27 protein-coding genes are annotated in these 26,133 nt (G+C 69.8%); 11 read left to right on the forward strand and 16 right to left on the reverse strand.

Annotation, left to right across the window (positions count from 1 at the left end):
• The first annotated feature begins 122 nt into the window (after positions 1-122).
• Positions 123-887, forward strand: coding sequence for an alpha/beta hydrolase (locus ASG60_RS12755; RefSeq protein ID WP_056385877.1), 765 nt, complete (start codon positions 123-125; stop codon positions 885-887).
• Between the two features lie 10 nt (positions 888-897).
• Here ASG60_RS12755 and ASG60_RS12760 read toward each other — a convergent pair whose 3' ends face one another.
• The 10 genes from ASG60_RS12760 to ASG60_RS12805 all read right to left on the reverse strand — a co-directional run bounded on the left by ASG60_RS12760 (position 898) and on the right by ASG60_RS12805 (position 8,129).
• Positions 898-1,863: a hypothetical protein gene (locus ASG60_RS12760; RefSeq protein WP_056385879.1), complete on the reverse strand. Its 966-nt coding sequence runs from the start codon at positions 1,861-1,863 to the stop codon at positions 898-900.
• Between the two features lie 33 nt (positions 1,864-1,896).
• Positions 1,897-2,658, reverse strand: a complete 762-nt coding sequence (locus ASG60_RS12765; RefSeq protein WP_056303279.1) for an ABC transporter permease — start codon at positions 2,656-2,658, stop codon at positions 1,897-1,899.
• The gene (locus ASG60_RS12770) at positions 2,655-3,578 is read right to left on the reverse strand and encodes an ABC transporter ATP-binding protein (RefSeq protein ID WP_056385881.1); all 924 of its coding nucleotides are present in this window, start codon (positions 3,576-3,578) and stop codon (positions 2,655-2,657) included. The genes ASG60_RS12765 and ASG60_RS12770 overlap by 4 nt, the downstream gene beginning before the upstream one ends.
• A 286-nt stretch (positions 3,579-3,864) precedes the next feature.
• Positions 3,865-4,350 carry an ATP F0F1 synthase subunit B gene (locus ASG60_RS12775; RefSeq protein ID WP_200918883.1) on the reverse strand — a complete coding sequence of 162 codons (486 nt, stop codon included), beginning with the start codon at positions 4,348-4,350 and terminating at the stop codon, positions 3,865-3,867.
• A 111-nt stretch (positions 4,351-4,461) separates the two neighbouring features.
• The gene (locus ASG60_RS12780; RefSeq protein WP_056173874.1) at positions 4,462-5,025 is read right to left on the reverse strand and encodes an ATP synthase subunit B; all 564 of its coding nucleotides are present in this window, start codon (positions 5,023-5,025) and stop codon (positions 4,462-4,464) included.
• Between the two features lie 130 nt (positions 5,026-5,155).
• Entirely contained in the window at positions 5,156-5,383 is a 228-nt protein-coding gene (locus ASG60_RS12785; RefSeq protein WP_018044493.1) for a F0F1 ATP synthase subunit C, read from the reverse strand.
• Between the two features lie 110 nt (positions 5,384-5,493).
• Positions 5,494-6,249 carry a F0F1 ATP synthase subunit A gene (locus tag ASG60_RS12790; protein WP_056173877.1) on the reverse strand — a complete coding sequence of 252 codons (756 nt, stop codon included), beginning with the start codon at positions 6,247-6,249 and terminating at the stop codon, positions 5,494-5,496.
• 85 nt (positions 6,250-6,334) lie between these two features.
• Positions 6,335-6,709 carry an AtpZ/AtpI family protein gene (locus ASG60_RS12795; protein ID WP_056173881.1) on the reverse strand — a complete coding sequence of 125 codons (375 nt, stop codon included), beginning with the start codon at positions 6,707-6,709 and terminating at the stop codon, positions 6,335-6,337.
• Between the two features lie 172 nt (positions 6,710-6,881).
• On the reverse strand, positions 6,882-7,538 hold the full coding sequence (locus tag ASG60_RS12800) for a thioredoxin domain-containing protein (protein ID WP_056261939.1): 657 nt from the start codon (positions 7,536-7,538) through the stop codon (positions 6,882-6,884).
• Positions 7,539-7,631: 93 nt separating this feature from the next.
• Positions 7,632-8,129 (reverse strand): DUF721 domain-containing protein, encoded by a 498-nt coding sequence (locus tag ASG60_RS12805; RefSeq protein WP_056173886.1) that lies wholly within the window; start codon positions 8,127-8,129, stop codon positions 7,632-7,634.
• Positions 8,130-8,300: 171 nt separating this feature from the next.
• On the opposite strand from ASG60_RS12805, the gene mutY reads away from it, so the two are divergent.
• A complete protein-coding gene (gene mutY, locus ASG60_RS12810; RefSeq protein WP_244476661.1) occupies positions 8,301-9,623 on the forward strand; it encodes an A/G-specific adenine glycosylase in 1,323 nt (440 codons plus the stop codon).
• A 63-nt stretch (positions 9,624-9,686) separates the two neighbouring features.
• Here the strand turns inward: mutY and ASG60_RS12815 are convergent, their stop codons facing one another.
• A complete protein-coding gene (locus tag ASG60_RS12815) occupies positions 9,687-10,880 on the reverse strand; it encodes a site-specific DNA-methyltransferase (RefSeq protein ID WP_274533799.1) in 1,194 nt (397 codons plus the stop codon).
• A 609-nt stretch (positions 10,881-11,489) separates the two neighbouring features.
• Between ASG60_RS12815 and ASG60_RS12820 the strand changes: the two genes are divergently transcribed.
• From ASG60_RS12820 to ASG60_RS12845, 6 genes are all read left to right on the forward strand, one after another.
• On the forward strand, positions 11,490-11,837 hold the full coding sequence (locus ASG60_RS12820) for a septal ring lytic transglycosylase RlpA family protein (RefSeq protein ID WP_056173892.1): 348 nt from the start codon (positions 11,490-11,492) through the stop codon (positions 11,835-11,837).
• A 144-nt stretch (positions 11,838-11,981) separates the two neighbouring features.
• Positions 11,982-12,296: a polyhydroxyalkanoic acid system family protein gene (locus tag ASG60_RS12825; RefSeq protein ID WP_056092422.1), complete on the forward strand. Its 315-nt coding sequence runs from the start codon at positions 11,982-11,984 to the stop codon at positions 12,294-12,296.
• Positions 12,297-12,371: 75 nt separating this feature from the next.
• A complete protein-coding gene (locus ASG60_RS12830) occupies positions 12,372-12,581 on the forward strand; it encodes a hypothetical protein (RefSeq protein WP_056173895.1) in 210 nt (69 codons plus the stop codon).
• A 64-nt stretch (positions 12,582-12,645) separates the two neighbouring features.
• Positions 12,646-14,472: an ATP-binding cassette domain-containing protein gene (locus ASG60_RS12835; protein WP_056262219.1), complete on the forward strand. Its 1,827-nt coding sequence runs from the start codon at positions 12,646-12,648 to the stop codon at positions 14,470-14,472.
• 104 nt (positions 14,473-14,576) lie between these two features.
• On the forward strand, positions 14,577-16,526 hold the full coding sequence (locus tag ASG60_RS12840) for a hypothetical protein (protein ID WP_156398890.1): 1,950 nt from the start codon (positions 14,577-14,579) through the stop codon (positions 16,524-16,526).
• Between the two features lie 10 nt (positions 16,527-16,536).
• Positions 16,537-16,812, forward strand: a complete 276-nt coding sequence (locus ASG60_RS12845) for a hypothetical protein (RefSeq protein WP_056303267.1) — start codon at positions 16,537-16,539, stop codon at positions 16,810-16,812.
• An 8-nt stretch (positions 16,813-16,820) separates the two neighbouring features.
• Here ASG60_RS12845 and ASG60_RS12850 read toward each other — a convergent pair whose 3' ends face one another.
• Positions 16,821-19,148 carry a lytic transglycosylase domain-containing protein gene (locus ASG60_RS12850; protein WP_056385883.1) on the reverse strand — a complete coding sequence of 776 codons (2,328 nt, stop codon included), beginning with the start codon at positions 19,146-19,148 and terminating at the stop codon, positions 16,821-16,823.
• A 183-nt stretch (positions 19,149-19,331) separates the two neighbouring features.
• Between ASG60_RS12850 and dapA the strand changes: the two genes are divergently transcribed.
• The 3 genes from dapA to ASG60_RS12865 all read left to right on the forward strand — a co-directional run bounded on the left by dapA (position 19,332) and on the right by ASG60_RS12865 (position 21,445).
• Positions 19,332-20,231, forward strand: coding sequence for a 4-hydroxy-tetrahydrodipicolinate synthase (gene dapA / locus ASG60_RS12855; protein ID WP_056385886.1), 900 nt, complete (start codon positions 19,332-19,334; stop codon positions 20,229-20,231).
• Positions 20,232-20,312: 81 nt separating this feature from the next.
• Entirely contained in the window at positions 20,313-20,786 is a 474-nt protein-coding gene (smpB, locus tag ASG60_RS12860; RefSeq protein ID WP_056092401.1) for an SsrA-binding protein SmpB, read from the forward strand.
• Between the two features lie 71 nt (positions 20,787-20,857).
• Positions 20,858-21,445: a peroxiredoxin gene (locus tag ASG60_RS12865; RefSeq protein WP_056261925.1), complete on the forward strand. Its 588-nt coding sequence runs from the start codon at positions 20,858-20,860 to the stop codon at positions 21,443-21,445.
• Here the strand turns inward: ASG60_RS12865 and ASG60_RS12870 are convergent.
• From ASG60_RS12870 to rpoZ, 4 genes are all read right to left on the reverse strand, one after another.
• Entirely contained in the window at positions 21,442-22,119 is a 678-nt protein-coding gene (locus ASG60_RS12870; RefSeq protein ID WP_056362220.1) for an NYN domain-containing protein, read from the reverse strand. The two genes, ASG60_RS12865 and ASG60_RS12870, sit on opposite strands and share 4 nt — an antisense overlap.
• 389 nt (positions 22,120-22,508) lie before the next feature.
• Positions 22,509-23,099: an orotate phosphoribosyltransferase gene (gene pyrE / locus ASG60_RS12875; RefSeq protein WP_056303258.1), complete on the reverse strand. Its 591-nt coding sequence runs from the start codon at positions 23,097-23,099 to the stop codon at positions 22,509-22,511.
• A 43-nt stretch (positions 23,100-23,142) separates the two neighbouring features.
• Positions 23,143-25,380, reverse strand: a complete 2,238-nt coding sequence (locus ASG60_RS12880; protein WP_056385888.1) for a bifunctional (p)ppGpp synthetase/guanosine-3',5'-bis(diphosphate) 3'-pyrophosphohydrolase — start codon at positions 25,378-25,380, stop codon at positions 23,143-23,145.
• Positions 25,381-25,630: 250 nt separating this feature from the next.
• Entirely contained in the window at positions 25,631-26,035 is a 405-nt protein-coding gene (gene rpoZ, locus ASG60_RS12885) for a DNA-directed RNA polymerase subunit omega (RefSeq protein WP_056092390.1), read from the reverse strand.
• Positions 26,036-26,133: the final 98 nt, after the last annotated feature.

Raw genomic sequence — 26,133 nt, forward strand, 5'->3', positions numbered from 1 at the left:
GATCCGGCGGGGGCAAGCGCCGGCGCCATCCGGGGGGCTTCCCTCCATCGCCGGCGCGGACCACAACGGCATCGGCCCCGCCCGCTGCCGTACCCCGAGCCTCCCATCACCCCGAGCCTCCCATGCAGACCTTCCTCTCCGACGGCGTCAGCATCGCCTACCTCGACACGCCCGCGCGCGACGGGGCCGGCGACCCGATCCTGCTGATCCATGGTTTCGCCTCGAACCACCGCGTCAACTGGGTCAACACCCTCTGGGTGAAGGCCCTGTCGCAGGCTGGGCGCCGGGTGATCGCCCTCGACAATCGTGGTCACGGCGAGAGCCAGAAGCTCTACGATCCGGAGGCCTACGGGTCCGACCTCATGGCCCGGGACGCGGCCCGCCTCCTCGACCATCTCGGCATCGATCGGGCCGACGTCATGGGCTATTCCATGGGCGCGCGCATCGCGGCCTACCTGGCGCTGGACGACGCACCCCGCGTGCGCTCCCTCCTCCTCGGCGGCCTCGGCCTGCATCTCGTGGAGGGACGCGGTCTGCCGAGCGGGATCGCCGAGGCCCTGGAGGCAGAGCCCGGCACTCCCGCTCCCAACCCCACCGCCGCGGCCTTCCGCACCTTCGCCGAACAGACGAAGAGCGATCTCAGGGCGCTGGCCGCCTGCATGCGCGGCTCGCGCCAGACCCTGTCGCGGGCCGAGGTCGCCGAGATCCGGGCGCCGACCCTGGTCACCGTCGGCACCCTCGACACGGTCTCGGGGCCCGGCCCGGCCCTCGTCGCCCTGATGCCCAACGCCCAGTCCCTGGAACTGCCCAATCGCGACCACAGCACGGCGGTGGGCGACCGGCAGCATCGCGAGGGCGTCCTCGCGTTCCTCGACGGACGGGCCTGAGACCGGACGTCTACGCGGCGTCCGGGTCCGAAAGCCACGCAGGAACCCAGCGCTCGGGCCGGGGGGCACGAGCAAGGTCGGCACGCCCCTGATCCACGGGCGCCGGCGCCCCGTCGATGACCGGGCGGGTCTGATAATCGAACCGCGGCAGGATGGTCCCGTCCGCGTGCATGTCGAAGTGCATGGTGAACCACAGGCCGCATCCCGGCTCGGACAGCGCCTGTGCGTCGCGCAAAGCCCGGAGTATGGGCTCCATGAGGGCTGCTTCGGGAATCGGCTGCGGTCCACGTTCGAAGACACGCGCTTGAAACAGGTCGCCGACGAGGGAGACCTCGAAACGGGTCGAATCCCAGGGGTTGCGGCCTTTGGGACGATGAGCATTCAGGAGATGGGCCAGATCGGCCAGCGCCGGATGCCGGCCCCAATAGGCTTCGCGCTCCTCGCTCCGACGCGCCATCCGGGTCGCGAACACGCTGCTGTCGCCCGACACCGCGACGGCCTCGAGGTCGGATCGACCCAGCCGTCCACGCAACCACTCCGCCAAGTCATCGAGGCCGTCCTCCACGACGAGTTCGGACGGCGCGAAATCGCTCCATGTGCCGCCATCGTCGAAGGCCCCGACCGCGAGACGCGCGAGGAAGGCTTCGCGGCTCGGGGCAATGACGCCAGCCTCGCCTTCGGAGCCCAGGCCGACGATGCTCGGCGCGTTCGGATCGTGTCCGGGCGGGAGCCAGAACCCCGCCTCCGATCCGTCCGGCAGATGCAGGAACAGGGCGAATTCCCGGCGCAGGGGTGTGCCGTCCACGATGGGCGCATCATCGGCCCAGCTTCCGGCAAGATCGAAGCAGCCGACGCTGCCCCAGGGCCGGCCCGCGAGCCATTGCCCGAACTCCATCAGCAGGCCGGGAGGCTCAAGGCTGGGCGGAAAGGCCCGGCGGATATCGGCCTCGTCGACCGTGTAGACGCGCGTAGACATGCCTCGTTTCTCCATCCCGACGGCGACGGCCGCTCAGCTCTTCAGGCGATACCCCGTGCGGAAGATCCAGGTGACGCCGGCGAGGCACAGGGCGAGGAAGACGAGGGCCATGGCGAAGCTCACGCCGATGCCCACATCGGAATTGCCGAAGAACGCCCAGCGGAACCCGCTGATGAGATAGACCACCGGATTGGCCAGACTCAGGGTCCGCCACACCGGCGGCAGCATGTCGATGGAATAGAAGCTGCCGCCCAAGAACGTCAGCGGCGTGACGATGAGGAGCGGCACGAGTTGCAGCCGCTCGAACCCGTCCGCCCACAGGCCGATGAGGAAGCCGAACAGGCTGAAGGTCACCGCCGTGAGCAGCAGGAAGCCCACCATCACGAACGGATGCTCGATGCGGATCGGCACGAACAGCGTCGCGGTGGCTAGGATGATGAGCGCGATGAGGATCGATTTCGACGCCGCCGCGCCGACGTAGCCGAGCACGATCTCCAGGGGCGAGACCGGTGCCGACAGGATCTCGTAGATCGTGCCGGCGAAGCGCGGGAAGTAGATGCCGAACGAGGCGTTGGCGATGCTCTGCGTCAGGAGCGAGAGCATCATCAGGCCCGGCACGATGAAGGCGCCGTAGGCGACCCCGTCGACGGAGGCCATGCGGGAGCCGATGGCCGCGCCGAACACCACGAAATACAGGGACGTGGCGATGACGGGGGCGACGATGCTCTGCAGGGCGGTCCGCCAGAAGCGGGCCATCTCGAAGCGGTAGAGCGCGCGGACCGCGTACCAGTTCATGGCCGTTCCTTCACGAGGTCGACGAAGATGTCCTCCAGGGAGGATTGGCTGGTATCGAGGTCGCGAAAACCGATGCCGGCGCGGGCGAGGTCGGCGAGCAACCCCGTCAGGGCCGCGTCGCCCTTGGTGCTGTAGGTGTAGACAAGGTCGCGCCCGTTCTCCGCCAGTTCGAGGTCGTGTCCCGAGAGGGCGGGGGGCAACGCCGCGAGCGGGGCCTCGAGGTGGAGGGTGAGCTGCTTTTTGCCGAGCTTGCGCATGAGCTCGGCCTTCTCCTCGACGAGGATGATCTCGCCGTTGCGGATCACGCCGACCCGGTCGGCCATCTCCTCGGCCTCGTCGATGTAGTGGGTGGTGAGGATGATGGTGACGCCCTGGTCGCGCAGCTTGCGCACGAGGCGCCACATGTCCTGGCGTAGGGCCACGTCGACGCCGGCCGTGGGCTCGTCGAGGAACAGGATGCGGGGCTCGTGGGCGAGCGCCTTGGCGATGAGCACGCGCCGCTTCATGCCCCCCGACAGGGTCATGATCCGGCTGTCCTTCTTGTCCCACAGGGAGAGGTCGCGAAGCACCCGCTCGATATGGGCCGGGTCGGGGGGCAGACCGAACAGGCCGCGGCTGAAACCAGTGGTGGCCCACACGGTCTCGAAGGCGTCGGTGGTGAGCTCCTGCGGCACGAGGCCGATGGCTCGACGCGCCGCCTTGTAGTCCGTCGCGATGCAATGTCCGTCGACGCGGATGCTGCCCGCGCTCGCCGTGACGATGCCGCAGACGATGCTGATCAGCGTGGTCTTGCCGGCGCCGTTGGGGCCGAGCAGGGCGAAGATCTCGCCCTTGCGGATGTCGAGGGAGATGTTCTTCAGGGCGTTGTGCCCCGTACCGTAGACCTTGGACAGGTTGGCAATCGAGATGATCGGCGGCATCGAGTCTCCGCTTGGAGGGCGCTTGCGCGCGAGGGGCCGGGCTACGGGACAGATGAGTCGGCCCGGCGGCGGGGCCGACCGGCGCGGGCTCTCTCTCCTGAAAGGAGAGGGACAGGGTGAGGTGTGTAGCTCATCCGAATCGGTCACACACCTCACCCCAACCCCCTCTTCCAGGAGAGGGAGCCTGTCGCGATCGTCCGATCCCGGCCGAGCCCCGACCCGCGAACGACCCGGGAAACGAAAAAAGCCGCCTCGCGGCGGCTCTCCCGTCAGGTCGATGGAGCGTTCAGGCCCGGAGGCGGGTACGGACCTCGCCGAGGCTCTGGCGAACCAGATCCTGGGCCGCGTCGCCCTGCATGCGCTCGCGCAGGATAACCTCCGAGACCTTCACGGCGGCGTCGGCCGCGGCGGCGCGGACCTGGGCGGTGGCCTGGACCTCGGCCTGGGCGATCTTGGTTTCGGCCGACTTGGTGCGGCGGGCGATGAATTCGTTCAGGCGGGCATGGCCCTCGTCGGCGATGCGCTGGGCCTCGGCGCGGGCACCGGAGACGATGGCCTCGGCCTCGGCCTCGGCGGAGGACCGGCGCTTCTTGTAGTCGGCGAGGATACCGGCGGCTTCTTCACGTAGGCGGCGGGCCTCGTCGAGCTCGGAGCGGACGCGCTTGGCCCGGCCGTCGAGACCGTTGGTGATCTGGTTGAAGCCGCCGACCTTCCAGACGACGGCCATGAACAGCACGAAGGCGACTGCGACCCAGAATTCGGCTTCCAACAACATGCTCGTCGTCCCAACTCGATGGCGCCCGGGCCGGAGGATCGGTCCTGGGCGGAGCCGTCGGCCCCCGGAGGGACCGCCGGCCGGTAAGGTGTAGGGTGGCGTGCCCGCTCAGTGCGGGAGGGCGACGCTATCGAGGGCCTTGGCGATGGCCGCCTCGTCCGGGCTCCGGCCGGTCAGGCGCTCGACGATGGCGGATGCCGTCTCGCCGGCGATGCCGCGGACATTGCCCATGGCCTCGGCGGTGCGGCCGCGGATGGTGGCCTCGGAGGCCGCGATCTTGGCGTTGAGTTCGGTTTCGAGCGCCTTGCGCTTGGTCTCGGCGTCCCGCGTCAGGGCCGTGCGGGTCTCGAGTGCGATGGCCTGGGCTTTGGCCTGGGCATCGCTCAAGGACTTCTCGTAGGCGGCTCCGGCGGCGTCGGCCTCGGCCTTGAGGCGTTGGGCCTCGTCGAGGTCCGACGACAGGCGATTGGCGCGGTCGTTCAGGATGGACTGGATGCGCGGCAGGGCGATCTTGTCCATGAGGTAGTAGAGCAGCCCGAAGGCGAGGGCGAGCCAGATGAGCTGGGACGCGAAGGTGTGGCTCTCGAAGGGCGGAAAGCCGCCGCCGTGCTCGGAGGCCGGCGTCGCGGCGAAGCCTTCATGCGTTGCGGTCGGATGAGCCGGCTGAGCCATGACGTCCTTCGGTCAAATCGGGGGACTTGCGGTCAAATCAGAGACTGGGGCCGGACGCGCCTTGCATCCCTTTGGAGACGCCGCATCCCCTCGGGGATGCCGCGTCCGGCCCGGTATCGGTTCGCTGGACTTAGACGGCGAACAGGAGAAGCAGCGCGACGAGCAGCGAGAAGATGCCGAGCGCTTCCGTGAGGGCGAAGCCGAGGAGCAGGTTGCCGCGCTGGCCGTCAGCGGCCGACGGGTTGCGCAGGGCACCGGCGTAGAACTGGCCGAAGAGGTTGCCGAGGCCGATGGCGGCGCCCGCCATGCCGAGACAGGCGAGGCCGGCACCGATGTACTTGGCAGCTAAGGGATCCATCAAATTGCTCCTGGGGTCCGTGTCGTCGTTGCGTGGAGAGAATCCGGGCCGCGAGGGCGGACCCGGGGACGGAAGGGGTGCCCGGCCGCGAGGGCCGGAATCCACCGGCCTTAGTGGCCGGGATGCAGCGCGTCGCTGAGATAGATCGAAGCGAGCGTGGCGAAGACGTAGGCCTGCAGGCCGGCCACGAGGAACTCGAGGGCCGTGACCGCGACGCTGAGGGCCAGAGGGAGGGGCGAGATCGCCCCCCAGGCGCCGGCGGCGAGGAGCGCCGGAACGAAGCCCGCGAAGATCTTCAGGGCGATGTGGCCGGCGAGCACGTTGGCGAACAGACGCACCGCAAGGCTGATGGGGCGCGAGATGAACGACACGATCTCGATGGCGACGATCATCGGCAGGAGCCAGCCGGGCACGCCGGAGGGCACGAACACCTTCAGGAACTTCGTGCCATGGGCCATGAAGCCGTAGACGATCACGGTGCCGATCACGAGGAAGGCCAGCGCGAAGGTGACGATGATGTGGCTGGTCACCGCGAAGGCGTAGGGGATCATGCCGAGCATGTTCAGCACGAGCACGAACATGAACAGCGAGAAGATCAGCGGCATGAACCGCTCGGAGCCGTGGCCGGCGGACTGGCGCAGGGTCGAGCCGATGAACTCGTAGAACACCTCGGCCATGGACTGCATGCGACCCGGCACCACCGAGCGCTGCGCGGTGGCCACGATGGTGATCAGCGCGATGATCCCCACGGCGGCGAACATGTACAGGGCCGACTGCGTGAACGCGATCTCCTGGTTACCGATATGTCCGAACGAGACGAGCGGCTTGAGCTCGAACTGGTGGATCGGATCCATCTTTACGGCCATTGCCGCTCCCGTCCTTTTCGAAACCGAACGGGCCGGAGGCCCGCCACCACCAATCGCCGCGCGAGCGGCGTTCTCACGAAATCGCCTAGCGATCCCGTTCCTTCGTCGGCGCCTTCGAGAGCGATCCCGAGACACGCATGACGTTATAGACGCCGGTCAGGAAGCCCAGCATCAGCAAGACGATCAGGCCCCAGGGTTTCGTCCCCAGGAAATGATCGCACATCCAGCCGAGTATGCCCCCCGCCAGGACGCCGGCGATGAACTCCGTGGAGAGTCGCATCGCCTGGCCGAGAGGAGAGGGCCCGGTCGAAGAACCGGAACGCGACGAAGGACCGGGAGGGGCGCTGGGCCGCTTCCGCTCGATCTGCGTCTCGAGACGTTTGAGCCTCTGGGAGAGGTCCTCGTCCCGCGCTTGCTCCCGTTCGGCTCCGCGCCCATCCCCAGCGTCGTTGCCGCTCATACGCGAAAACTCACATTGGCGAGAGCGGAGAGAACCGGCCGGGACGCCTCCTTCAAGCGGGCGGCAACATAGTTTCGCCCACCTTGGGTGTCAAGGCGACCTCGACACGACTTAACATATTGCGCCCATTCGGGAATTCGCTGTTTTGCCCGTGCATCGCAAAAGCGATGCGTCAGGCGCCGAGAATCGGCTTGATCACCTTCTCCATGCCCTCGATGGACATCTCGCCGGTGTAACGCTCGCCGTTGATGAAGAAGGTCGGGGTGGAATCCACCTTGAAGGTGTCCATGCCACGCTGCTTGACCGTGTTGATGGCCCCGTAGAGCTTCTGGTCCTTGAGGCAGGCCTCGAACTTGTCCTTCGAGAAACCGGCCTGGCGCAGCATCTGCTCCAGGGCGTCCACGGGCGATTGCGGCTTCTGCACGTAGGCCCAGCCCTGCTGCTGGTCGAACAGCAGGTCGGTGATGGGGTAGTACTTCGCGTCGCCGTCGCAGCGCGCCAGCATGAAGGCCGCGGTGGCGAGCGGATCGAGGGGGAATTCCCGCAGGGTGAAGCGCACCTTGCCGGTGTCGATGTAGCGCTCCTTGAGGACCGGGTACGTCGTCCGGTGGAAGGCGGCGCAATGGGAACAGGTCATCGAGGCGTACTCGATGATCGTCACCTTCGCGTCCTTCGGGCCGAGCCAGACGTCGCCCAAGGGCCCGGGCTCCATCAGGGTCGAGAGATTCGCCCCGCCTTGCGCGAACGCATCCAGGGTGAACCGGGGCAGGAGGGCCGCCGCGCCGATGGCGAGGCCGGTGGCTTTGAGGGCGTCGCGCCGGGTGATCATGGTCGTGACAGGCTCCGCTTGCGGACAAACGCATCGTCTCCCGCCTGCGGTAGAATCTGCCGGCCGTCCTGACAAGGCGCGCGGGCGCCCGACTCAGCGCCGGGGCACGGCTTTCGGGGCCGTCGCGACCACCGCCATGCCGAGGCGGTCGAGGGCATCGCGCAGGGCGTCGTCGTCGATGGTGCGGACCGCGAGTGCCACTTCGCCGCGGCGGACGGGGTCGACGACGGGCGGTGGCACCTTTCGGCCGATACGGTCGACCCGGCCCTGGCGCATGACGATCTTGGCGACGCAGGCCCAGCCGTAATGGGCGTTGACCCGCTGGATCACGATCGGGGCGAGGTGCTGGAGTTCGAGGGCGAACACGCCCTCCACCCGCACCACCAGGGTGCCGGGATCGGGGCGACCCTCCTCCTCGCGCCGGCGCCGGCGCGGCCATTCGAGCTTGGAGGGCTGGCAGTAGCGCGCCAAGCGCTCGCCGACGATCTCGGGCCAGGCGGCGAGGATGTCCGTGGAGGCGAAGCCCTGCGCGGCGAAGGCCGGGCCGATGCAGGCATCGAGGAGTTCGGCGAGTGGCTTGACCCGCGCCATGCGCAACCGCTTCCGTTTCCCGCCGCCGATCCACACCGTATCGCGCCCGAATGGTTAGCACGGCGTTGCGTGCCGCCGAAGGCCCGGTTGGAGGCGTCGAGCGGCCGGGGTAAGGACGGGTGCCCCATGCCAGTGCCGAGCCCCGTGACCGACGCATCTCTGCCAAGCCCCCTGGCGGGCGATCTACCAAGCCCCCTGGCGGCCAATCTACCAAGCCCCCGGGCGGACGATCTGCTGACCTGGTACGACCGGCACCGCCGCGTCCTGCCCTGGCGCGCCCTGCCGGGGCAGGCGCCGGACCCGTACCGGATCTGGCTTTCCGAGGTGATGCTGCAGCAGACCACCATCGCGGCGGTGAAACCCTACTTCCACAAGTTCCTGGAACGCTTCCCCAGCGTGGATGCCCTGGCGGCCGCCCCCGAGGAGGCGGTGATGTCGGCCTGGGCCGGGCTCGGCTACTATTCCCGGGCGCGCAACCTCCACGCCTGCGCCAAGGCTGTGGCAGAGGCCGGCGCGTTTCCCGACACCCTCGCGGGCCTGAGAAAGCTTCCCGGCGTCGGCGCCTACACGGCCGGCGCCATCGCGGCCATCGCCTTCGACCGCCCGGAGGCCGCCGTCGACGGCAACGTCGAACGGGTGATGACCCGCCTCTACGCCATCGAGACGATGATGCCGGCCGCCCGCACGGAGGTTCGCGCCGTGACACAAGCCCTGGTGCCGCACGACCGGCCGGGCGATTTCGCGCAGGCGGTGATGGATCTCGGCGCCACGATCTGCACACCCAAGCGCCCGGCCTGCGCCCTGTGTCCGTGGATGGCGCCGTGCCGCGCCCGGGCCGCCGGCACGCAGGAGACGTTTCCGCGAAAGCTGAAGGCGGTGAAGGGGACCCTGCGCAAGGGCGCGGCCTTCGTGGCGGTCCGGGCCGGCGATGAGGCGATCCTCCTGCGCACCCGCCCGCCGGAGGGCCTGCTCGGCGCCATGGCCGAGCCGCCCATGAGCCCGTGGGAGCCGGATTACGATCCGGCCCAGGCCCTCCTCGACGCGCCGTTCGACGCCCGCTGGAAGCGTCTGCCGGGCCTCGTGCGCCACGGCTTCACGCATTTCCCCCTCGAGCTGACGGTCTTCCTCGCCCGCGTCGCCTTGAGCACCCAGGCCCCCGCCGGCATGCGCTTCACGCCGCGGCGGGATCTCGACGACGAACCGCTGCCCGGCGTGATGAAGAAGGTGCTGGCCCACGCCTTCGATCCGAAGCCCGAGCCGGTGAAGCGCGGGCGCCCGAAGGCCCTGCGGGCGGTCGCCGACACGCCGCTCTTCGCCGAGCCGGAAGAGGAGGCTCCGCCGCCACCGCCGAGTTTTCGCCCGGTGCCGAAGCCGGCGCCGCGTGCTGTGGTGGCACCGCCCGTCGAGGACGGGGAGGGGTTTTTCGGGGAGCCGGAGGAGGCGCCGCCTGCCCCGCCGCGAAAACGCGGCCGGCCGAGGACGCGCGGGCAGTAGGGCGCGACCCTTCCCTACTCTGCGGGAGAGGGCATTCCGCGGAAGGCGGGCTGCATCAGAAACTCAGGCGGCCGAACCCATGGCCGCCCGCATCCGGGCCCGGAACACGTCGATCACCACGGGCTTGCCGTCGCGGGTGGCGTGCCAGAAATCCCAGCCGTTGCAGGCCGGCAGGCCTTGCACGAGGGCGCCGATCTTGTGGATCGAGCCCGAGGCCGGGCCGGCCATCACGGTGCCGTCGGGGCGCACGATGGCCGAATGCCGCCCGCGCGCGTCCGTGAGGGTCTCGCCGGCACGAATGTGACCGGCCTCGAGAACGCTGAGGAAGGCGACGCGGGGCTCGGCGCGCTTCGTCGGCGCCACCATGAGGGCGGCCTGCGACAGGGGCTCGACGGCGTCGATGCGGGCGCGGGCCGCGTCGGCATAGACGGTCTCGCGCTCGATGCCGATGAAGCGGCGGCCGAGGCGCTTGGCCACGGCGCCGGTGGTGCCGGTGCCGAAGAACGGGTCGAGGATCACGTCACCCGGATTCGTGGCCGACAGGATGGTGCGGGCGAGCAGGGCCTCCGGCTTCTGGGTCGGGTGGACCTTCAGGCCGTCGGCGCCCTTCAGGCGCTCGTCGCCGGTGCAGAGGGGGATGAACCAGTCCGAACGCATCTGAACGTCGTCGTTGCCGCCCTTCAGCGCCTCGTAATGGAAGGTGTAGCCCTTCGATTCGGCCGAGCGCGACGCCCAGATCAGGGTCTCGTGGGCGTTGGTGAAGCGCTTGCCGCGGAAGTTCGGCATCGGGTTGGCCTTGCGCCAGACGATGTCGTTGAGGATCCAGAACCCGAGGTCCTGGAGCGCGCCGCCGACGCGAAAAATGTTGTGGTAGGAGCCGATGACCCACAGGGTCGCGTTCGGCTTCATCACCCGGCGGGCGGCGGTGAGCCAGGCGCGGGTGAAGGCGTCGTAGGCGGCAAAGCTCGAGAACTGGTCCCAGGCGTCGTCGACGGCGTCGACGCGGCTCTGATCGGGCCGCAGGAGCGAGCCTTCGCCGAGCTGGAGGTTGTAGGGTGGATCGGCGAACACGCAGTCGACGCTGCCCGCCGGCAGGGCGTTCATGGCGCCGATACAATCCCCAACGAGAATCTCATCGAGGGGAAGGCGCTGAACGGGGGGTACGAGACCCATCCGCGGCGCCGACACGAGTCGCCCGGTACGCGAGACACTTTTCCGGGCGACGGTATCGGCAACCGCGGTACGCAGGGGAGCCATGGCAAACACCGGTTACGCGACTGACAAGGCGGACCATGCGGCCGTTAACGTAAAGGGCGGGTTGCCGGGTTGAGGCGAATGCGTCTCGATTTGGGGCTGCAGTTTTTGCCGGGTGCGTTGCCGGACCGTCCCGCAGGCTAATTGCGAGCACCGATCGGTCCTGCATCAGTGTTGCCCTGGGTGTCGGAGGGCATAACCCGAGATGTCGCCAACATTTTCACCGATCCGGAACACGGGTAGGGCGGGGTCTGCTGAACCCTTGGACGTCAGGCAACCGGCCCCCAAGCCGCGATCTTGAAAATAATCTTTCTCCTTCGGCCCCGGGAGGGCGGCGCATGGCTGGGTTTCGTCGCGCGCAGGGCAGTTTTTTGCTGCTCGGTGCGGGGGCAGGCAGAGCCCGCGGCCGGATCGGCCCACGGCAGCATTCACTTGGAATGAAACGTCTTTTCGGCTTTCACACATCGATCCACACTACATTGTTGTACAACTACAGATGATGCCTCGGATCTAGCCTCATATGTGACCGCAAATGCCTCATTTCACCCGGTCTCATTTTGGCCCCGTTCGAATTCATTTTGCCGGCCATCCGAAACAACCGAGCAAGACCGAATGAACATCAATTCCGTTCGTGTGGCCGCCACCCTCATCGGCACCGTCATGACCTTCGCCAGCCTGCCGGCCGCCGCCCAGAGCGGTGGCGCGTCCTGGTACGGAAGCGGTCGCCAGACGGCCAACGGCGAGCGCTTCAACCCGAACGGCATGACGGCCGCCCATCGCAGCCTGCCCTTCGGCACACGGGTGCTGGTGCAGAACAAGCGCAACGGCCGCTCCGTGGTGGTGCGGATCAACGACCGGGGGCCGTTCGTGCGCGGCCGGATCATCGACCTCGCCAAGGGACCGGCCCGCGCCATCGGCATGGGCGGCGTGACCCATGTGGCGCTGAGCGTGGTTCACTGAGGCGCGCATCGCAGCGCGCCTCGTGAAAACCGAGGCCCGCATCGCGTCGCCTCCCTCGAAAACGTCACCTTCCGCGGCCGCCGGCGTTGTCTCGCCGGCGGCCGTCCCCATGTCGGGGGTCGGAGCCAACCGCGCAGGACCCCCATGGCCAAGCCCCTGATCGTCGAAATCCCGCATGAGCTCGGCCTGGCCGAAGCCCGCCGGCGCATCGCCGACGGGATGGGTCAGGTCCAGGGGCTGCTCGACAAGACCGGCGTCGCCGTCGACAAGTTGGCCTGGACCGACGACCGCCTCGACTTCGCCATGGCGGCCATGGGCCAGAAGGTCGACGGGCAGGTGGATGTCGGCCCCCAGACCGTTCGGGTCGAAGTGCGCCTGCCGCTGCTGCTCGCCCTGTTCGCCGAACGCATCCAGAAGAAGCTCGGCCAGGAGGGCAACCTCCTCCTGACGAAGAAGTAGGCGGGACCGGAAACGAGGCGGAACCGGCACGCCGGGCGCCCGTTCCTCACGCCCGACCTTTTCGCGAGGCCTGCCATGTCGAATCCCGGTGCTCCCGTTCCCGAGACGCCCTACGAGGCTCCGCAGACGCCGCCGCCCGGGCCCGATCTGCCCGCGCCCGAGTTTCCCGGCCATACGCCGACGGAAGCGCCCGACGTGACGCCGGACGAGATTCCCGTGAACGATCCGGGCGTCGGCCCCGATGTCGGCCCTGCGCCCACGGGTCCCGCCAACCCGGTCATGTAGGGTTTCCGCGTCCGGCGCCCCGAACCATTTGTTCACGGGCGCCGGCACTGCCATAAGCCCGGCCATGGCCGCTCCCCCGCTTCTCACCCTCCAAGACGTCGCCCTCACCTTCGGCGGCACGCCCCTCATCGAACGGGCCGAGCTCGCGATCTCGCCGGGCGAGCGTACCTGCCTCGTCGGCCGCAACGGCTCGGGCAAGTCGACCCTGATGAAGATCGCCGCCGGATTGGTGGAGCCCGACAAGGGGTTACGCTTCGTCCAGCCCGGCACCACCATCCGGTATCTGGCCCAGGAGCCGGACTTCTCAGGGTTCACCACCACCCTCGACTTCGTAGAAGCCGGGCTCACCCACGGCGACGAGGCCTACCGCGCCCGCTATCTGCTGGAGAGCCTCGGCATGACCGGGGAGGAGGACCCGTCGCGCCTGTCCGGCGGCGAGGGCCGGCGCGTGGCCCTCGCCCAGGCCCTGGCGCCCGAGCCCGACATTCTGCTCCTCGACGAGCCGACCAACCACCTCGACCTGCCGGCCATCGAGTGGCTGGAAGCCGAACTGAAGAGCGTGCGCGGCGCGCTCATCCTCATCAGCCACGACCGGCGCTTCCTCTCGGCCCTGTCGAAGACCACGGTCTGGCTCGATCGCGGCACCACCCGGCGGATCGAGCAGGGATTCACCACCTTCGAGGCGTGGCGCGACGCGTTCTTCGAGGAGGAGGAGCGCGACCGGCACAAGCTCGAGCGCAAGATCGCCGACGAAGAGCATTGGCTGCGCTACGGCGTCACGGCCCGGCGCAAGCGCAACGTCCGGCGCCTCGGCAACCTCCATCAGCTCCGCAAGGACCGGCGCGAGGACCGCCGCCCCGTCGGCACCGCCACCATGAGCTCGACGGAGGCCGACCCGTCGGGCGCCCTCGTGGTGGAGGCCAAGGGCGCGGCGAAAGCCTACGGGGAGCGCACCATCGTCGCCGACCTGTCGATCCGGGTGATGCGCGGCGACCGCCTCGGCATCGTCGGCCCCAACGGCGCCGGCAAGACCACGCTGATCAACCTGCTCACCGGCCAGCAACCGCCGGATTCCGGTACCATCGCGCTCGGTACCAACCTCAAGATGATGCTCCTCGACCAGACCCGCGCGGTCCTGGAACCGTCGATGACCGTGACCGAGGTGCTCACCGGCGGCAGCGGCGATTCGGTCACCGTCGGCGGGGTCAGCCGCCACGTCATCGGCTACATGAAGGACTTCCTGTTCGCACCCGAGCAGGCCCGCACCCCCGTGAGTGTACTGTCGGGCGGCGAGCGCAACCGCCTCCTCATCGCCCGGGCACTCGCACAGCCCGCCAACCTGCTGGTCCTCGACGAGCCGACCAACGACCTCGATCTCGAGACCCTCGACCTCCTGCAGGAGATGCTCACCGACTATTCCGGCACCCTGATCCTGGTCAGCCACGACCGCGACTTCCTCGACCGGGTCGTGGGCAGCGTCCTCGTCAGCGAGGGCGAGGGCGCCTGGATCGAGTATGCGGGCGGCTACACCGACATGATCGCCCAGCGCGGCGAGGGCGTGCAGGCCCGCACCGTCGCCTCGACCACGCGGGCGGGCCGGGCCGAGCAGCGCGAGCGCGGCAAGGCGCAGGAGGCCGCCAAGGCGGAGGCCGCCCCCCCCAAGGGCAAGCTCAACTTCAAGGACCAGCACGAGCTGAAGACCCTGCCGGAGCGGATTAAGAAGCTCGAATCCGACATCGGCAAGCTGAGGGCGGTGCTGGCCGACCCGCATCTCTACGCCCGCGATCCGGCGCGCTTCGCCAAGGCCTCGGGTCTGCTGAGCGAGGCCGAGACCCAGCTCGGCCAGGCCGAGGACCGCTGGCTCGAACTGGAGATGCTGCGCGACGCGTGACGGCCTTCATGATGCCGTGAAAACCGTGTGATTGGGTTGGCTTCGCCAAGCGCCGCTTCGCCAAGCGCCGCTTCGCGAAACGCCGCCTTCCACCGGGATCGAACGTGTCCGCCTCTCTTTCCGCCCTGATCCGTCGCACGGGCTGGCTCGTCGGCCTGCCCGGCGTCGCCGTGATCCTCGGCGTCGCCGTGCCCCTGGTGACGCCGCCCCTGGAGGCGCGCCTCGACGCGGAGGCCGCCGCGATCGTGCGCGAGACGGCGCAGGCGGGCACCGAGCCGTGGCTGCGTGCCACGGCGCGGGGCCGCGACCTCGTGGTGTTCGGCGAAGCGCCCGACGCGGTGTCCCGCGACACCACCCTGGCCCGCCTCGCCGCCCTGCCGGGCCTGCGCCGGATCGAGGGCAGTCTCGGGCTCGTCGAGACCGCCGCTCCCTTCGTGTGGACGGCCACGCGCACGGGGCCGGACCGCATCGCGCTCACGGGCAACCGCCCGGCCGAGATCGGCCCCCTTGCCCTGGCCGACCGTCTGACCCCGTCCCTCGCGCCGGGCACGCGCCTCGACGACGACGCCCGTGCGGCCTACGGCGCGCCGGCCGAGTTCGCGCAGGCCGCCGCGGAAGCGATCTCGGCACTCAAGGCCCTGCAGCCCGGCGCCCGGGTCGAACTGTCCGACACGCGCCTGTCGGTTCGGGGGGAGGCGATCTCGACGGAGGACGAGGCGCGCCTGCGCGCGTCCCTCGCGACGCCGCCCACGGGGTTTACCCTCGGCACCATCGAGATCCTGCCGGCCAACGTTCCGGACTTCGCCTTCGGCCTCGCCCGCGCGCCGGGCGGCGCCATCACCCTCACGGGCCACGTGGTCTCCGAGGCCGCCCGCCCCAGCCTGCGGGCCCGCGCCACGGAGATCGCCGAGGGCGCCGGCATCCTCGACGAGACCCGCACGGCACGCGGCCTCGATCCCGCCATCGATCCCGCCGGCCTCGCCGCCTTCGCCCTGCGCCTCGTCGCCTTGCTGCAGGAGGGCGGCGTCGCCTTCGCGCGCGGCGCGGTGTCGGTCACGGGCGTCGCCCTCGACGGGCAGGCGGTGGACGAGATCGCGGCCCTGCTGCGCGACGGGCGCCCTTCCGGCGTCGCGGCCGGGCCGGTGCGCCTGGAGACCCGGCCGCTCAAGCCCTACCGCGTCCAGCTCCGGCGCGAGGCCGACAGCGTGACCCTGGGCGGCCACCTGCCGGACGCGGCAACCCGCGAGCGCATCCTCGCGGCCCTGCGTCCAAAGTTCTTCCGCGAGCGGATCGTCGACCGGAGCCGCCTCGCCGACGGCGCCCCCGAGGGCCTGACGGGCGCCCTCGATCAGGGCATCGCCACCCTGGCGGTGCTGGCGCGCGGCGAGATCCGCATCGCCGACCGCGCCCTCACGCTCACGGGCGACAGCCTCTACGCCGAGAGCGCGCGCCGCATCGAATCGGATCTGCCCCGCGCGCTGCCCGCCGGGTGGCAGGGCAGTGCGGCCATCGCGGTGCCGGGCGTGGGTACCGCCCCCGACGCGAAGGCCTGTGCGACGCGGTTCACCGACCTCGATCCGGGCCGGGCCCTGACGTTCGTGCCCGGCAGCGCCATCCTGACGGCGGCGTTCTATCCCCTCCTCGATTCGGTGGCGGCCTGGGCCAAGGCCTGCCCCACGGGCCGCATCGCGGTCACCGGCCACACGGACCCGGCGGGCGCCCCGCCGGCCCCGAAGCCGGCCGTCGAGACCGCCGTGGACAGCACGGCCTCCGTCGAGCCCCCGAAGGACGCCAAGGCGCCCGCGAAGGCCGACACCAAGGCGAAGCCCGCCACCGGCGCGAGCGCCAAGGCCGCCACCAAGACGCCTCCCGAGAAGCCGCCCGCCAAAGCGGACATCCCGTCCGAGCCCGAGCCGGACCTGCCGCGGCAGCGCGCCCTCGCCCTCGTCGAGTATCTGCTCCAGGCCGGCCTCCCGCCGGACCGGGTCGCCGCCGATCCCGCCGCGCAAAGCCGCCCGCCCGCCGAGGGCATCGGCCTGGCCCTGCGTCCATGAGGAGTCTCGCGTGATCCCCCTGCTGACGCTGATCGGCCCGGCCCTGGTGCTCGGCTTCCTCCTCGGCGCGGTGGTGGGCCGCTTCGCCGGCCTGCCACGCACGGGGTCTACCCTGGCGGGGACCCTCGCCCTGGTGCTCGCGGCGGCCGTCGCGGGCGGGCTCAGCCTCGCCGGGCTCGTTCCGGGCCGCGCCGGCCTCTGGGTCGAGGTCGGTGCTCTGATCCTCGCGGCCTACCTCGCGGGTGCGGCCGTGGGCGCCGTCTCGCTCGGGCGACAGGCGGCCTGACCTGTCCCTCAGCGCGCGCCGCGCTGCAGATCCCCGTCGATGAGGAGCGCGCTCTTGGTGTCGAGGCGGGTGCGGTAGATCTGTAGGTTCTCCATCACCCGCTGGACGTAGTTGCGCGTCTCCGTGAAGGGGATGCGCTCGACCCAGTCGATGGGGTCCACGCCCGCCTTGCGCGGATCGCCGTAGGCGTCGATCCACTTCTTCACGTTGCCGCCGCCGGCATTGTAGGAGGCGAAGGCGAGGATGTAGGAGCCGCGCCAATCGTCCATGAGCTCGCCGAGATGGGCGTGGCCGAGGCGGGCGTTGTAGGCCGGATCGCTGGTGAGCCGGTCCTGGTCGAAGGCGGCGCTGACCCGGCGGGCCGTGCGCTGGGCCGTGGCCGGCATCATCTGCATCAGGCCGCGCGCGCCGACGCTCGACTGGGCCAGGGGGTCGAACTGGCTCTCCTGCCGGGCGATGGCGAAGACCATGGCCTTCTCGACCAGGGGCACGGCGGCAGACGCCTCGTAGGCCGGGATGCCGATGGTCGGGTAGGCGTGGGCGTCCAGCGGCAAACCGCGCTGCACGGCGATCTTGCCGATGGCCACGAGCGCCCGGGCGTTGCGGACATCCGCCGCGATGTTGCCGAGGGCATCGAGTTCGGCCGGATCGGAGAGCTTCGTCGCCGCGTCGATGTAGAGCGGCAGGGCCAGATCCTTCAGGGAGGCCGCCTCCAGCATGCGCAGGGCCCGGACGTAGAGCCGGTCCGAGAAGGCCGCCTGCGCGGGTGCGTCGAGCTCGGGAATCGAGCGGAGCGACAGGTTGGCGCGGCCGAGCTTCGCCCGGGCGAGCTGGCCGTAATAGGCGATGGGCTGAAGGGCGGCGCGCTCGTAGGCGGCCTTCGCCATGTCGGTCCGCCCCTCGGCCTCGGCGGCGCGGCCCTGCCAGTAGGCGGCGCGGGCCTGCGAGATCGGCGTCTCGGCGATGGCGGCGGCGGCGTCGAAATGACGGGCGGCGGTTCCCGCGTCGTCGAGGAAGCGCAGGGCGATCCAGCCGGCATGGAACTCGGCCTCGATGCGCTTCTCCACCGTGCGGGCGCTGTGGCGACCGGCGACGATGTAGGCGGTGCGGGCGTCGCCGAGATCGACGAGCTTGCGGGCGACGATCCGGCGCTCCACCCACCACTCGTCGCCGTCGACGAGGACGTCCGGGTTCGTCGGCGCGACGGAGAGCAGGGCGGCTGCCTCGGCATACTTGTCGGTGCGGCGCAGGTGCTGCGCCCGCGACAGGATGTAGGACGAGTCGTTGCGCAGGGACGGCGGCACCGCGTTGAGGGCACCGGGCGCGCCCGAACTCTTGTCCTCCACGGCGCGGCGGGCCCGCACCAGGCTGGCATAGCTCCCGCCCGCGAGCGCGGCGGCGCGGCCGGCGGTCTCGTAATCCTCCTTGAGGAGGGCGCGCTCCATGCGGAAGCGGTGGTCGATGCGGGTGAGCACGCCCGGAAAGGCGTCCATCACCTTGGCTTCGAGGCTGCGCCCGAAGGTGTCCGAGCGCCACAGCTCGCGCACCAGGGCGGCGGCGTCGGCATCGAGGTTCTCGGCCCGGAACGCCAGGGCCAGGGCGAACCGGCCCGGCGCGCTCGCGGGCTTGGAGGCCGCGAAATAGGCACGCACGATGGCCGGTCCCTTGCGCTCGATGAGCAGGGCCTCCTCGGCGCGCCGACGCAGCAGCGGCCCCGCCGGCCAGTCCGGGTTGGCGCGGGTGAACGCGATGGTGCGCTCGAACCCGATCCCGGCGCCGGCCCGGATCGCGACCCATTCGAGGAGCGCGCGGGCGGCCGGGTCCTTGAACCCGTCGCGCAGGCGGTCGCCGTCCCCGACGCGCCCCTTGCGGTAGGCGTCGATGGCCTGGCGCAGGGCCGGCACGTCGATGTCGGGGGCGATGCGGGCGGCGCGGACCGGATCGGGCAGCTCGGGCACCGGAGCCGCGGGCGAGACGGCGGCGTCGGGCAAGGGGAAGGCGATGCCGGCCTCGGGGTCGGCCGAGGCGTAGGCCTTCACCGTGGCGGGCAGACCCGTCCGGGCCCCGGGCGGGGCGGTGTCGGCCGGTGGGGTCTCGGCGGTCCGCGCCTCGACCTTCAGGGCATCGGCCGCCACGGGATCGAGGGTCTTGGTATCGGTCAGGGCGCTCGACGGGGCGGCGGCGTCACTCGCCGGCAGCGCGTCCGATCCCGCCGCGAGCACGCCGGAGCCGAGGGGGCGGGGCAGGGTCGAACCGACGAAGGCCGTCCCGGCCAGGGCGGTGCCGCCCAGGAAGAGGGCCAGGGCGGCGCGATGCGAACACGTCCGGAACACCATGGATCTTACGAATCCCTGCGGGAGCGGGCCTCCTTCAAGCTCATCCAAAGGGCGTTAAGAAGGCATTAACCCCGTCAAAGCAGCGTTTGCGCCCGTGCGGCCGAGGCCTTATGTCTCCCCGCCTGATACGGGGCCGGTCCTGGCCCCGGCGCATGACGAGCCCCAAGGGCCGGGAACGCCAGGATGACCAGCACGACCACCCGGCGCCTGAAGGGCGCGATGACCGCCCTCGTGACGCCGTTCCGGGACGGCGCCTTCGACGAGGCCGCGTTCCGTGACTTCGTGAACTGGCAGATCGCGCAGGGCATCCACGGCCTCGTGCCCGTCGGCACCACGGGGGAGACCCCGACGGTGACTCCGGCCGAACACGACCGCGTGGTCGAGATCTGCATCGCCGAGGCCGCCGGGCGCGTGCCCGTGATCGCGGGCGCCGGCTCGAACTCCACCGCCGAGGCGGTCGAGCGCGCGCGCCATGCCGAGAAGGCCGGCGCCGATGCGGTTCTGGTGGTGACGCCCTACTACAACAAGCCGTCCCAGGCCGGGCTCTACGCCCACTTCAAGGCCGTCAACGACGCCATCGGCATCCCGATCATCCTCTACAACATTCCCGGCCGCTCCATCGTCGACATGAGCGTCGAGACGATGGCACGCCTCGCCGAGCTGACAAACATCGTCGGGGTGAAGGACGCGACGGCCAGGCTCGACCGGGTCAGCCTCCAGCGCCAAGCCATCGGGCCGGACTTCGTCCAGCTCTCCGGCGAGGACGCGACGGCCCTGGGCTTCAACGCCCAGGGCGGCTGCGGCTGCATCTCGGTGGTGTCGAACGTCGCCCCACGCCTGTGTGCCGACCTGCAGGAAGCCACGCTTTCCGGCGACTACGCCAAGGCGCTCCAGCTGCAGGACATCCTGATGCCCCTGCACACGGCCATGTTCATCGAGCCGAACCCGGCGCCGGCGAAGTACGCCCTGTCCCGCCTCGGGCACATGCGCGAGGATCTGCGCCTGCCGCTCCTGCCCGTGAGCGAGGAGAGCAAGGCGGCGATCGATGCCGCCCTGCGCCATGCCGGTCTTCTGGACGGCTGAAACCGCTGGCGAAACCGCACGCGACAGACCATATCCCTCGGCCCGGCCGTATTCCGGCGGCCGGCCTGAACCGACGATGTGATGGCACCCAAACCCGATCCCGACCGCCGCGTCGTCGCCGACAACCGCGCCGCCCGCTATCATTACGAGATCACCGACACCATCGAGGCCGGGCTCGCGCTGACGGGCACCGAGGTCAAATCCCTGCGCAAGGGCAAGGCGACCATCGGCGAGGCCTATGCCGGGCCGTCGGGCTCCGACCTGATGCTGTTCAACGCCTACATCCCGGAATACGTCGAGGCGAACCGCTTCAACCACGAGACCAAGCGCCCGCGCCGGCTGCTGCTGCACCGCAAGCAGATCAACAAGCTCATCGGCGCCACGCAGCGCGACGGCTTCACCGTGGTGCCGCTGAAGATCTACTTCAACGAGCGCGGCCGGGCGAAGATCGAGCTCGGCCTCGGGCGCGGCAAGAAGCTCCACGACAAGCGCGAGGCGACGAAGCAGCGCGATTGGGAGCGCGACCGCGCCCGGATCATGCGCGACCGCGGCTGATTTTTTGAAACCTTGTCCGCCGGGGTGGAGCGGGGATAGCCTGACGCCGCCCCAACCGCCGGATCGCCGTCATGACCCCCGACTACGCGTCCCTGCCCGCCGACCTGCCCGTGCCGGAGGATGACGGCGCCGCGCGCCACCTCGAAGGTACGATCGCGCCCGACGTGTCCCTGGAGGCGACCGACGGCACGCGGGTGTCCCTTGCCCGGCTGACGGGCCGTGCGGTGATCTATGCCTATCCGCGCACGGGGGAGCCCGGCCAACCCAACCTCGTGCCCGAGTGGGACGTGATTCCGGGCGCGCGCGGCTGCACGCCTCAGGCCTGCGACTTTCGCGATCACCACGCCGAGCTGATCCGGCGCGGGGTTTCCCAGGTGCACGGGCTCTCGACGCAGACGAGCGCCTACCAGCGCGAGGTTGCGGCGCGCCTGCACCTGCCGTTCAGCCTGCTCGCCGATCCGCATGGGGCACTCACGCAGGCGATGCGGCTGCCGACCTTCACGGCCGGCGGCCTCACCCTCCTGCGCCGCCTCACCCTGGTGCTCGACGACGGGCGGGTGAGACAGGTGTTCTACCCGGTCTTCCCGCCCGACCGCAGCGCGGCGCAGGTGATCGCCTGGCTCGACGCGGGGGCATCGTCGCCCGAGCGGGCGGACTAACCCTCCGGATTGTCCTCGCCCTGGCGGATGCCGTAGCGGGTCTCGAGACCGAGGCTCGGGCGGGCCGAGCGCTCGGGGGTCTCGCCGCGCGAGCGGGTCGCGGTGTCGGCGGGGCCGCGGGCGTCCGGGGCGGACCGCATGGTGCGCTCGCCCGGATCGCGCCCGACCCGGGGGATGAGCTGGACGAGGTCGAGGAACTCGTCGGCCTGCCGGCGCAGGTCGTCGGCCACCATGGCGGGCTGGGTCTGGATCGTGGAGACGACGGTCACGCGCACGCCCTTGCGCTGCATCGCCTCGACGAGGGAGCGGAAATCGCCGTCGCCGGAGAACAGCACCATGTGGTCGATGCGGGGGGCGAGTTCGAGGGCATCGATGGCGAGCTCGATGTCCATGTTGCCCTTGATCTTGCGCCGCCCGGCGGAATCCGTGAACTCCTTGGCGGGTTTGGTCACGACGCGGTAGCCGTTGTAGTCGAGCCAATCGATCAGCGGGCGGATCGAAGAATACTCCTGATCCTCGACCATGGCGGTGTAGTAGAACGCCCGAATGAGATTGTCGCGCGCCTGGAATTCCTTCAACAGACGCCGGTAATCGATATCGAACCCAAGCGCTTTGGTAGCGGCATAGAGGTTGGCCCCGTCAATGAAGAGGGCGCTGCGCTGCTGTGCGCTCATGTAATGATCCATTTTCTGATAAGCATTTAGGTCGTAGCAGCCTTGAGCGCTCCGATACCTAAAAGATCTGGTAGTTTAATTGTACGCATCGGCCTCGGAAGACCTGACTTCAAATCGGCGAACTCGACAAACGACCGTGCTTCAAAAACGAGCGCCGAAACAATCTAGATCACTAATGCAGGTTAATAAGAATTTTGTCAAGCTCAAGCATAATGGCACTGGCTTTTTATGAAATTACCCGGCCTGGTTTCAATGCGTTTCCAGAAGATGTAATTGTCGATCGCTTGGCGCGCCTGCTTGGGTGATGTCGACGACCCAGATTTGGGGCCGATACGCGGACAAGTGGCCGGCCCCGACGCAAGTTCCGGAGGCGCGGCGCCGCATGCCTCTCACGGTTTCGGTGAGACCCGGCTGCCGGGCTTGACCGCAGGCAGGGCGGCGAGTTCGGGCGGCAGGGCATCCGCCGGATAGGCCGGGATGTCGAGGGTGACGAGGGTGACCAGCGGCAGGCCGATCTCGCCGCGCCCGCCCGAGCGGTCGATGAGGCAGGCCGCGCCCACGATCTCGCCGGCCTCGCCGCCAAGGGAGGCGAGGCACTCGCGCGCCGAGAGCCCGGTGGTGACGATGTCCTCGACGATGACGGCCCGCATCCCCGCCGGGATGCTGAAGCCGCGCCGCAGGGTGAAGGGCCCGCCGGGGTCGCGCTCCACGAAGATCGCGCGGGCGCCGAGGTGCCGGGCGGTCTCGTAGCCCGGCACGATGCCGCCGATGGCGGGCGAGACCACGATGTCGACGGGGCCGAACCGCTCGGTGATCTTCGCCGCCAGTGCCTTGCACAGGCGCGCGGTGCGGACCGGATCGGAGAAGATCGCCATCTTCTGCAGGAACACCCCGGAATGCAGGCCGGAACTGAGGACGAAATGCCCGTCGAGGAGGGCGTTCGCGTCTCGGAATTCGGCGAGCACCTGCTCAGGGGTCATGATCTCGGCTCCGGTCGGTTCGGGATTGCGGGCGTATGTAGGCTCAGCCGTTCACCCGGTCCACCCGTGCCACCGTGCGCTTGCCGCGCAGCTCCGCCACGATGGCGTTGAGGTGCTTCAGGTCCCAAACCGCCAGATCGATGACGATCTCGGTGAAGTCCTGGGTTTTGCGCTTCATCGAGAGGTTGTCGATGTTGCCGTCGTGGTCGGCGATGACCTGGGCAATGGAGGCGAGCACGCCCGGCTCGTTGATGGATTGGAGGGCGAGGCGCGCCGGGAAACGTTCGCTGGCGCCGGCCTCCACGTCCCAGCGCACGTCGAGCCAACGGTCGGGCTCGTTGTCGAAGGCGGCCAGGGCCGCCGACTGGATCGGGTAGATGGTCACCCCGATCCCGGGGGTGAGGATGCCGACGATGCGGTCGCCCGGCACGGCGCCGCCATTGGGCGCGAAGCTCACGGGCAGGTCGGTGTCGAGGCCCCGGATGGGGATCGCGTCGGGGCGCCCGGCCTCGGACGGTCCCTCCGGGAAGGTCAGACGCATGGTCTGGTCCTTCGAGAGGCTGAGGCGTCCGGCCCCGCCGGCGACGGGCTGCTGCAGGGGGGAGGGCGCGGTGCGGCGCTCGTCCTTGTGGTCGGGATAGACCGCCCGCACCACGTCGCCCGAGAACATCTCGCCCCGGCCCACGGCCGCGAACACGTCCTCCGTCGAGAGGCGGGCGAGGCGCGGCAGGGCGCCGCGCAACTTGTCCTCGGAGAAGCTCTTCGCCGCCCGCTCGAAGGCCCGGTCGAGGATCTGGCGGCCGAGGCCGGCATATTGACGCCGCACGGCCGAGCGCGTCGCCCGGCGGATGGCCGCACGAGCCTTGCCGGTCACCACAAGGGATTCCCAGGCGGCCGGGGGCGATTGCCCGTCGGCCCGGGCGATCTCGACCTCGTCGCCGTTGACGAGTTCGTGCAGGAGCGGCGCCATGCGGCCGTTGATCTTGGCGCCCACCGCCGAGTTGCCCACGTCCGTATGCACGGCGTAGGCGAAGTCGATGGGCGTCGCCCCGCGCGGCAGGGCGATGAGCCGGCCCTTCGGGGTGAAGCAGAACACCTGGTCCTGGAACAGCTCGAGCTTGGTGTGCTCCAAAAACTCCTCCGGGCTGTCGCCCTCGGCCAGGAGTTCGATGGTGCGGCGCAGCCACTGGTAGGCGCCGCTCTCGGTGGCGAGCCGCGGATGGACGCCGCCCGCGTCGTCCCGGGCCGCCCCCTCCTTGTAGAGGGCGTGGGCGGCGATGCCGTACTCGGCGATCTCGTCCATGGCGGCGGTGCGGATCTGCAGCTCGACGCGCTGGCTCTTCGGACCGATCACCGTGGTGTGGATCGAGCGGTAATCGTTCTGCTTCGGGGTCGAAATGTAGTCCTTGTAGCGCCCCGGCACCATCGGCCAGGTGGTGTGGACGACGCCGAGGGCCCCGTAGCAATCGGCCAGGGACTCGACGATGACGCGAAATCCGAAGATGTCCGACAATTGCTCGAAGGCGACGGATTTGCGCTCCATCTTGGCCGAGATCGAGTAGGGGCGCTTCTGCCGTCCCGTCACGGCGGCGGTGATGCCCTGGGCGGCCAGCCGCGCGGTGAGGTCCTGCTCGATGCTCTCGACCAGGCGCTCGGACTTCGCCGTGAGGTCGGAGAGGCGCTGCGCGATGGTGGCGTAGATCTCCGGCTTGAGGTTGCGAAGCGCCAGATCCTCCAGTTCCTCGCGCAGCTCCTGCATGCCCATGCGACCCGCGAGGGGCGCGTAGATGTCGAGGGTCTCCTCGGCGATGCGCTCGCGCTTGTCGACGCGCATGTGGTGGAGGGTGCGCATGTTGTGCAGGCGGTCGGCGAGCTTCACCAGCAGTACGCGGACATCGGCCGCCACCGCCAGGAGGAGCTTGCGGAAGTTCTCGCCCTGGGCCGCGCGCTTCGAGACGAGGTCGAGGCGCTTCAGCTTGGTCAGGCCGTCCACGAGGGCGCCGATCTCGGGGCTGAAGATCGCGCGGATCTCTTCCAGGGTGGCGGCGGTGTCCTCCACGGTGTCGTGCAGCACGGCGGCCACGATGGTGGCGTCGTCGAGGCGCAGATCCGTGAGGATCGCGGCGACTTCGAGGGGATGGGCGAAGAACGGGTCGCCGGACGCCCGCTTCTGGGTGCCGTGGGCGCGCATGGCGTAGACGTAGGCGCGGTTGAGCAGGGCTTCGTCCGTGGCGGGGTTGTAGCGCTTGACCCGCTCGACAAGCTCGTATTGGCGCATCATCCGCGAGACAGACCCTTTTCGGCTTCGAAGTCCCGCACCGCGCGGGCGCCCCCCCTGGATTTGTCCCGCATCGCACGCGCCCACGCCAGCCCCCAAGGCGCGCGGGCGGACATTAATGCGGCCCCCCGTTGGTTTTAGAACGTCGCAGGCCGCAGCGAAGGCGCGACGAGCAGGGTTTCGGGCGCGGACATCCAACAAAAAACCCGGCCGCGAGGCCGGGTTGTTCGAAACGTCCCGTCGGGTGGACCGATTACTCGGCCTCTTCGTCCGTCTCGGTCGGGGGCGCCAGGTTCTCGAGGCCGCGCAGAAGATCTTCCTCGCTCATGCGGTCGAACTGCACGTCGTCGCTGGTGGATTGCGGGGCGACGGCGGCGGCGGCGGGCGAGCTCGACAGCAGCGGCACGGTCTCGGCCTCGGGCTCGTCGACCTCGACGTATTTCTGCATCGAGTGAATGAGCTGTTCCTTGAGGTCGTCGGCCGTGATGGTCGCGTCGCCGATCTCGCGCAGGGCGCAGACGGGGTTCTTGTCGCGGTCGCGGTCGATGGTCAGGGGTGCGCCGGCGGCGAGCAGGCGGGCGCGGTGGCTCGCGAGCAGCACGAGCTCGAACCGGTTCTCGACCTTGTCGATGCAGTCTTCAACGGTGACGCGAGCCATGTGGACGGCTCCTTCCTCGAACAGGGTGTGGGGAATTGAACCGGCCTCTTACACCCCTTGACGTTTGGCAACAAGGCAGGGGTGGGGATGGAGCGACG

This window comes from Methylobacterium sp. Leaf469 (genome assembly GCF_001424745.1).
Taxonomy (GTDB): domain Bacteria; phylum Pseudomonadota; class Alphaproteobacteria; order Rhizobiales; family Beijerinckiaceae; genus Methylobacterium.

Bases quoted from the DNA above. Each gene is read 5' to 3' on its own strand.
- ASG60_RS12805 (WP_056173886.1), bottom strand. From the start codon at position 8,129: ATGGCGCGGGTCAAGCCACTCGCCGAACTCCTCGATGCCTGCATCGGC.
- ASG60_RS12790 (WP_056173877.1), bottom strand. From the start codon at position 6,249: ATGGCCGTAAAGATGGATCCGATCCACCAGTTCGAGCTCAAGCCGCTC.
- ASG60_RS12835 (WP_056262219.1), top strand. From the start codon at position 12,646: ATGGCCGCTCCCCCGCTTCTCACCCTCCAAGACGTCGCCCTCACCTTC.
- ASG60_RS12865 (WP_056261925.1), top strand. From the start codon at position 20,858: ATGACCCCCGACTACGCGTCCCTGCCCGCCGACCTGCCCGTGCCGGAG.
- ASG60_RS12820 (WP_056173892.1), top strand. From the start codon at position 11,490: ATGAACATCAATTCCGTTCGTGTGGCCGCCACCCTCATCGGCACCGTC.
- dapA (WP_056385886.1), top strand. From the start codon at position 19,332: ATGACCAGCACGACCACCCGGCGCCTGAAGGGCGCGATGACCGCCCTC.
- ASG60_RS12800 (WP_056261939.1), bottom strand. From the start codon at position 7,538: ATGATCACCCGGCGCGACGCCCTCAAAGCCACCGGCCTCGCCATCGGC.
- ASG60_RS12830 (WP_056173895.1), top strand. From the start codon at position 12,372: ATGTCGAATCCCGGTGCTCCCGTTCCCGAGACGCCCTACGAGGCTCCG.
- smpB (WP_056092401.1), top strand. From the start codon at position 20,313: ATGGCACCCAAACCCGATCCCGACCGCCGCGTCGTCGCCGACAACCGC.
- ASG60_RS12850 (WP_056385883.1), bottom strand. From the start codon at position 19,148: ATGGTGTTCCGGACGTGTTCGCATCGCGCCGCCCTGGCCCTCTTCCTG.
- ASG60_RS12880 (WP_056385888.1), bottom strand. From the start codon at position 25,380: ATGATGCGCCAATACGAGCTTGTCGAGCGGGTCAAGCGCTACAACCCC.
- ASG60_RS12785 (WP_018044493.1), bottom strand. From the start codon at position 5,383: ATGGATCCCTTAGCTGCCAAGTACATCGGTGCCGGCCTCGCCTGTCTC.
- ASG60_RS12755 (WP_056385877.1), top strand. From the start codon at position 123: ATGCAGACCTTCCTCTCCGACGGCGTCAGCATCGCCTACCTCGACACG.
- rpoZ (WP_056092390.1), bottom strand. From the start codon at position 26,035: ATGGCTCGCGTCACCGTTGAAGACTGCATCGACAAGGTCGAGAACCGG.
- pyrE (WP_056303258.1), bottom strand. From the start codon at position 23,099: ATGACCCCTGAGCAGGTGCTCGCCGAATTCCGAGACGCGAACGCCCTC.
- ASG60_RS12795 (WP_056173881.1), bottom strand. From the start codon at position 6,709: ATGAGCGGCAACGACGCTGGGGATGGGCGCGGAGCCGAACGGGAGCAA.
- ASG60_RS12815 (WP_274533799.1), bottom strand. From the start codon at position 10,880: ATGGCTCCCCTGCGTACCGCGGTTGCCGATACCGTCGCCCGGAAAAGT.
- ASG60_RS12770 (WP_056385881.1), bottom strand. From the start codon at position 3,578: ATGCCGCCGATCATCTCGATTGCCAACCTGTCCAAGGTCTACGGTACG.
- ASG60_RS12870 (WP_056362220.1), bottom strand. From the start codon at position 22,119: ATGAGCGCACAGCAGCGCAGCGCCCTCTTCATTGACGGGGCCAACCTC.
- ASG60_RS12760 (WP_056385879.1), bottom strand. From the start codon at position 1,863: ATGTCTACGCGCGTCTACACGGTCGACGAGGCCGATATCCGCCGGGCC.
- ASG60_RS12765 (WP_056303279.1), bottom strand. From the start codon at position 2,658: ATGAACTGGTACGCGGTCCGCGCGCTCTACCGCTTCGAGATGGCCCGC.
- ASG60_RS12780 (WP_056173874.1), bottom strand. From the start codon at position 5,025: ATGGCTCAGCCGGCTCATCCGACCGCAACGCATGAAGGCTTCGCCGCG.
- ASG60_RS12825 (WP_056092422.1), top strand. From the start codon at position 11,982: ATGGCCAAGCCCCTGATCGTCGAAATCCCGCATGAGCTCGGCCTGGCC.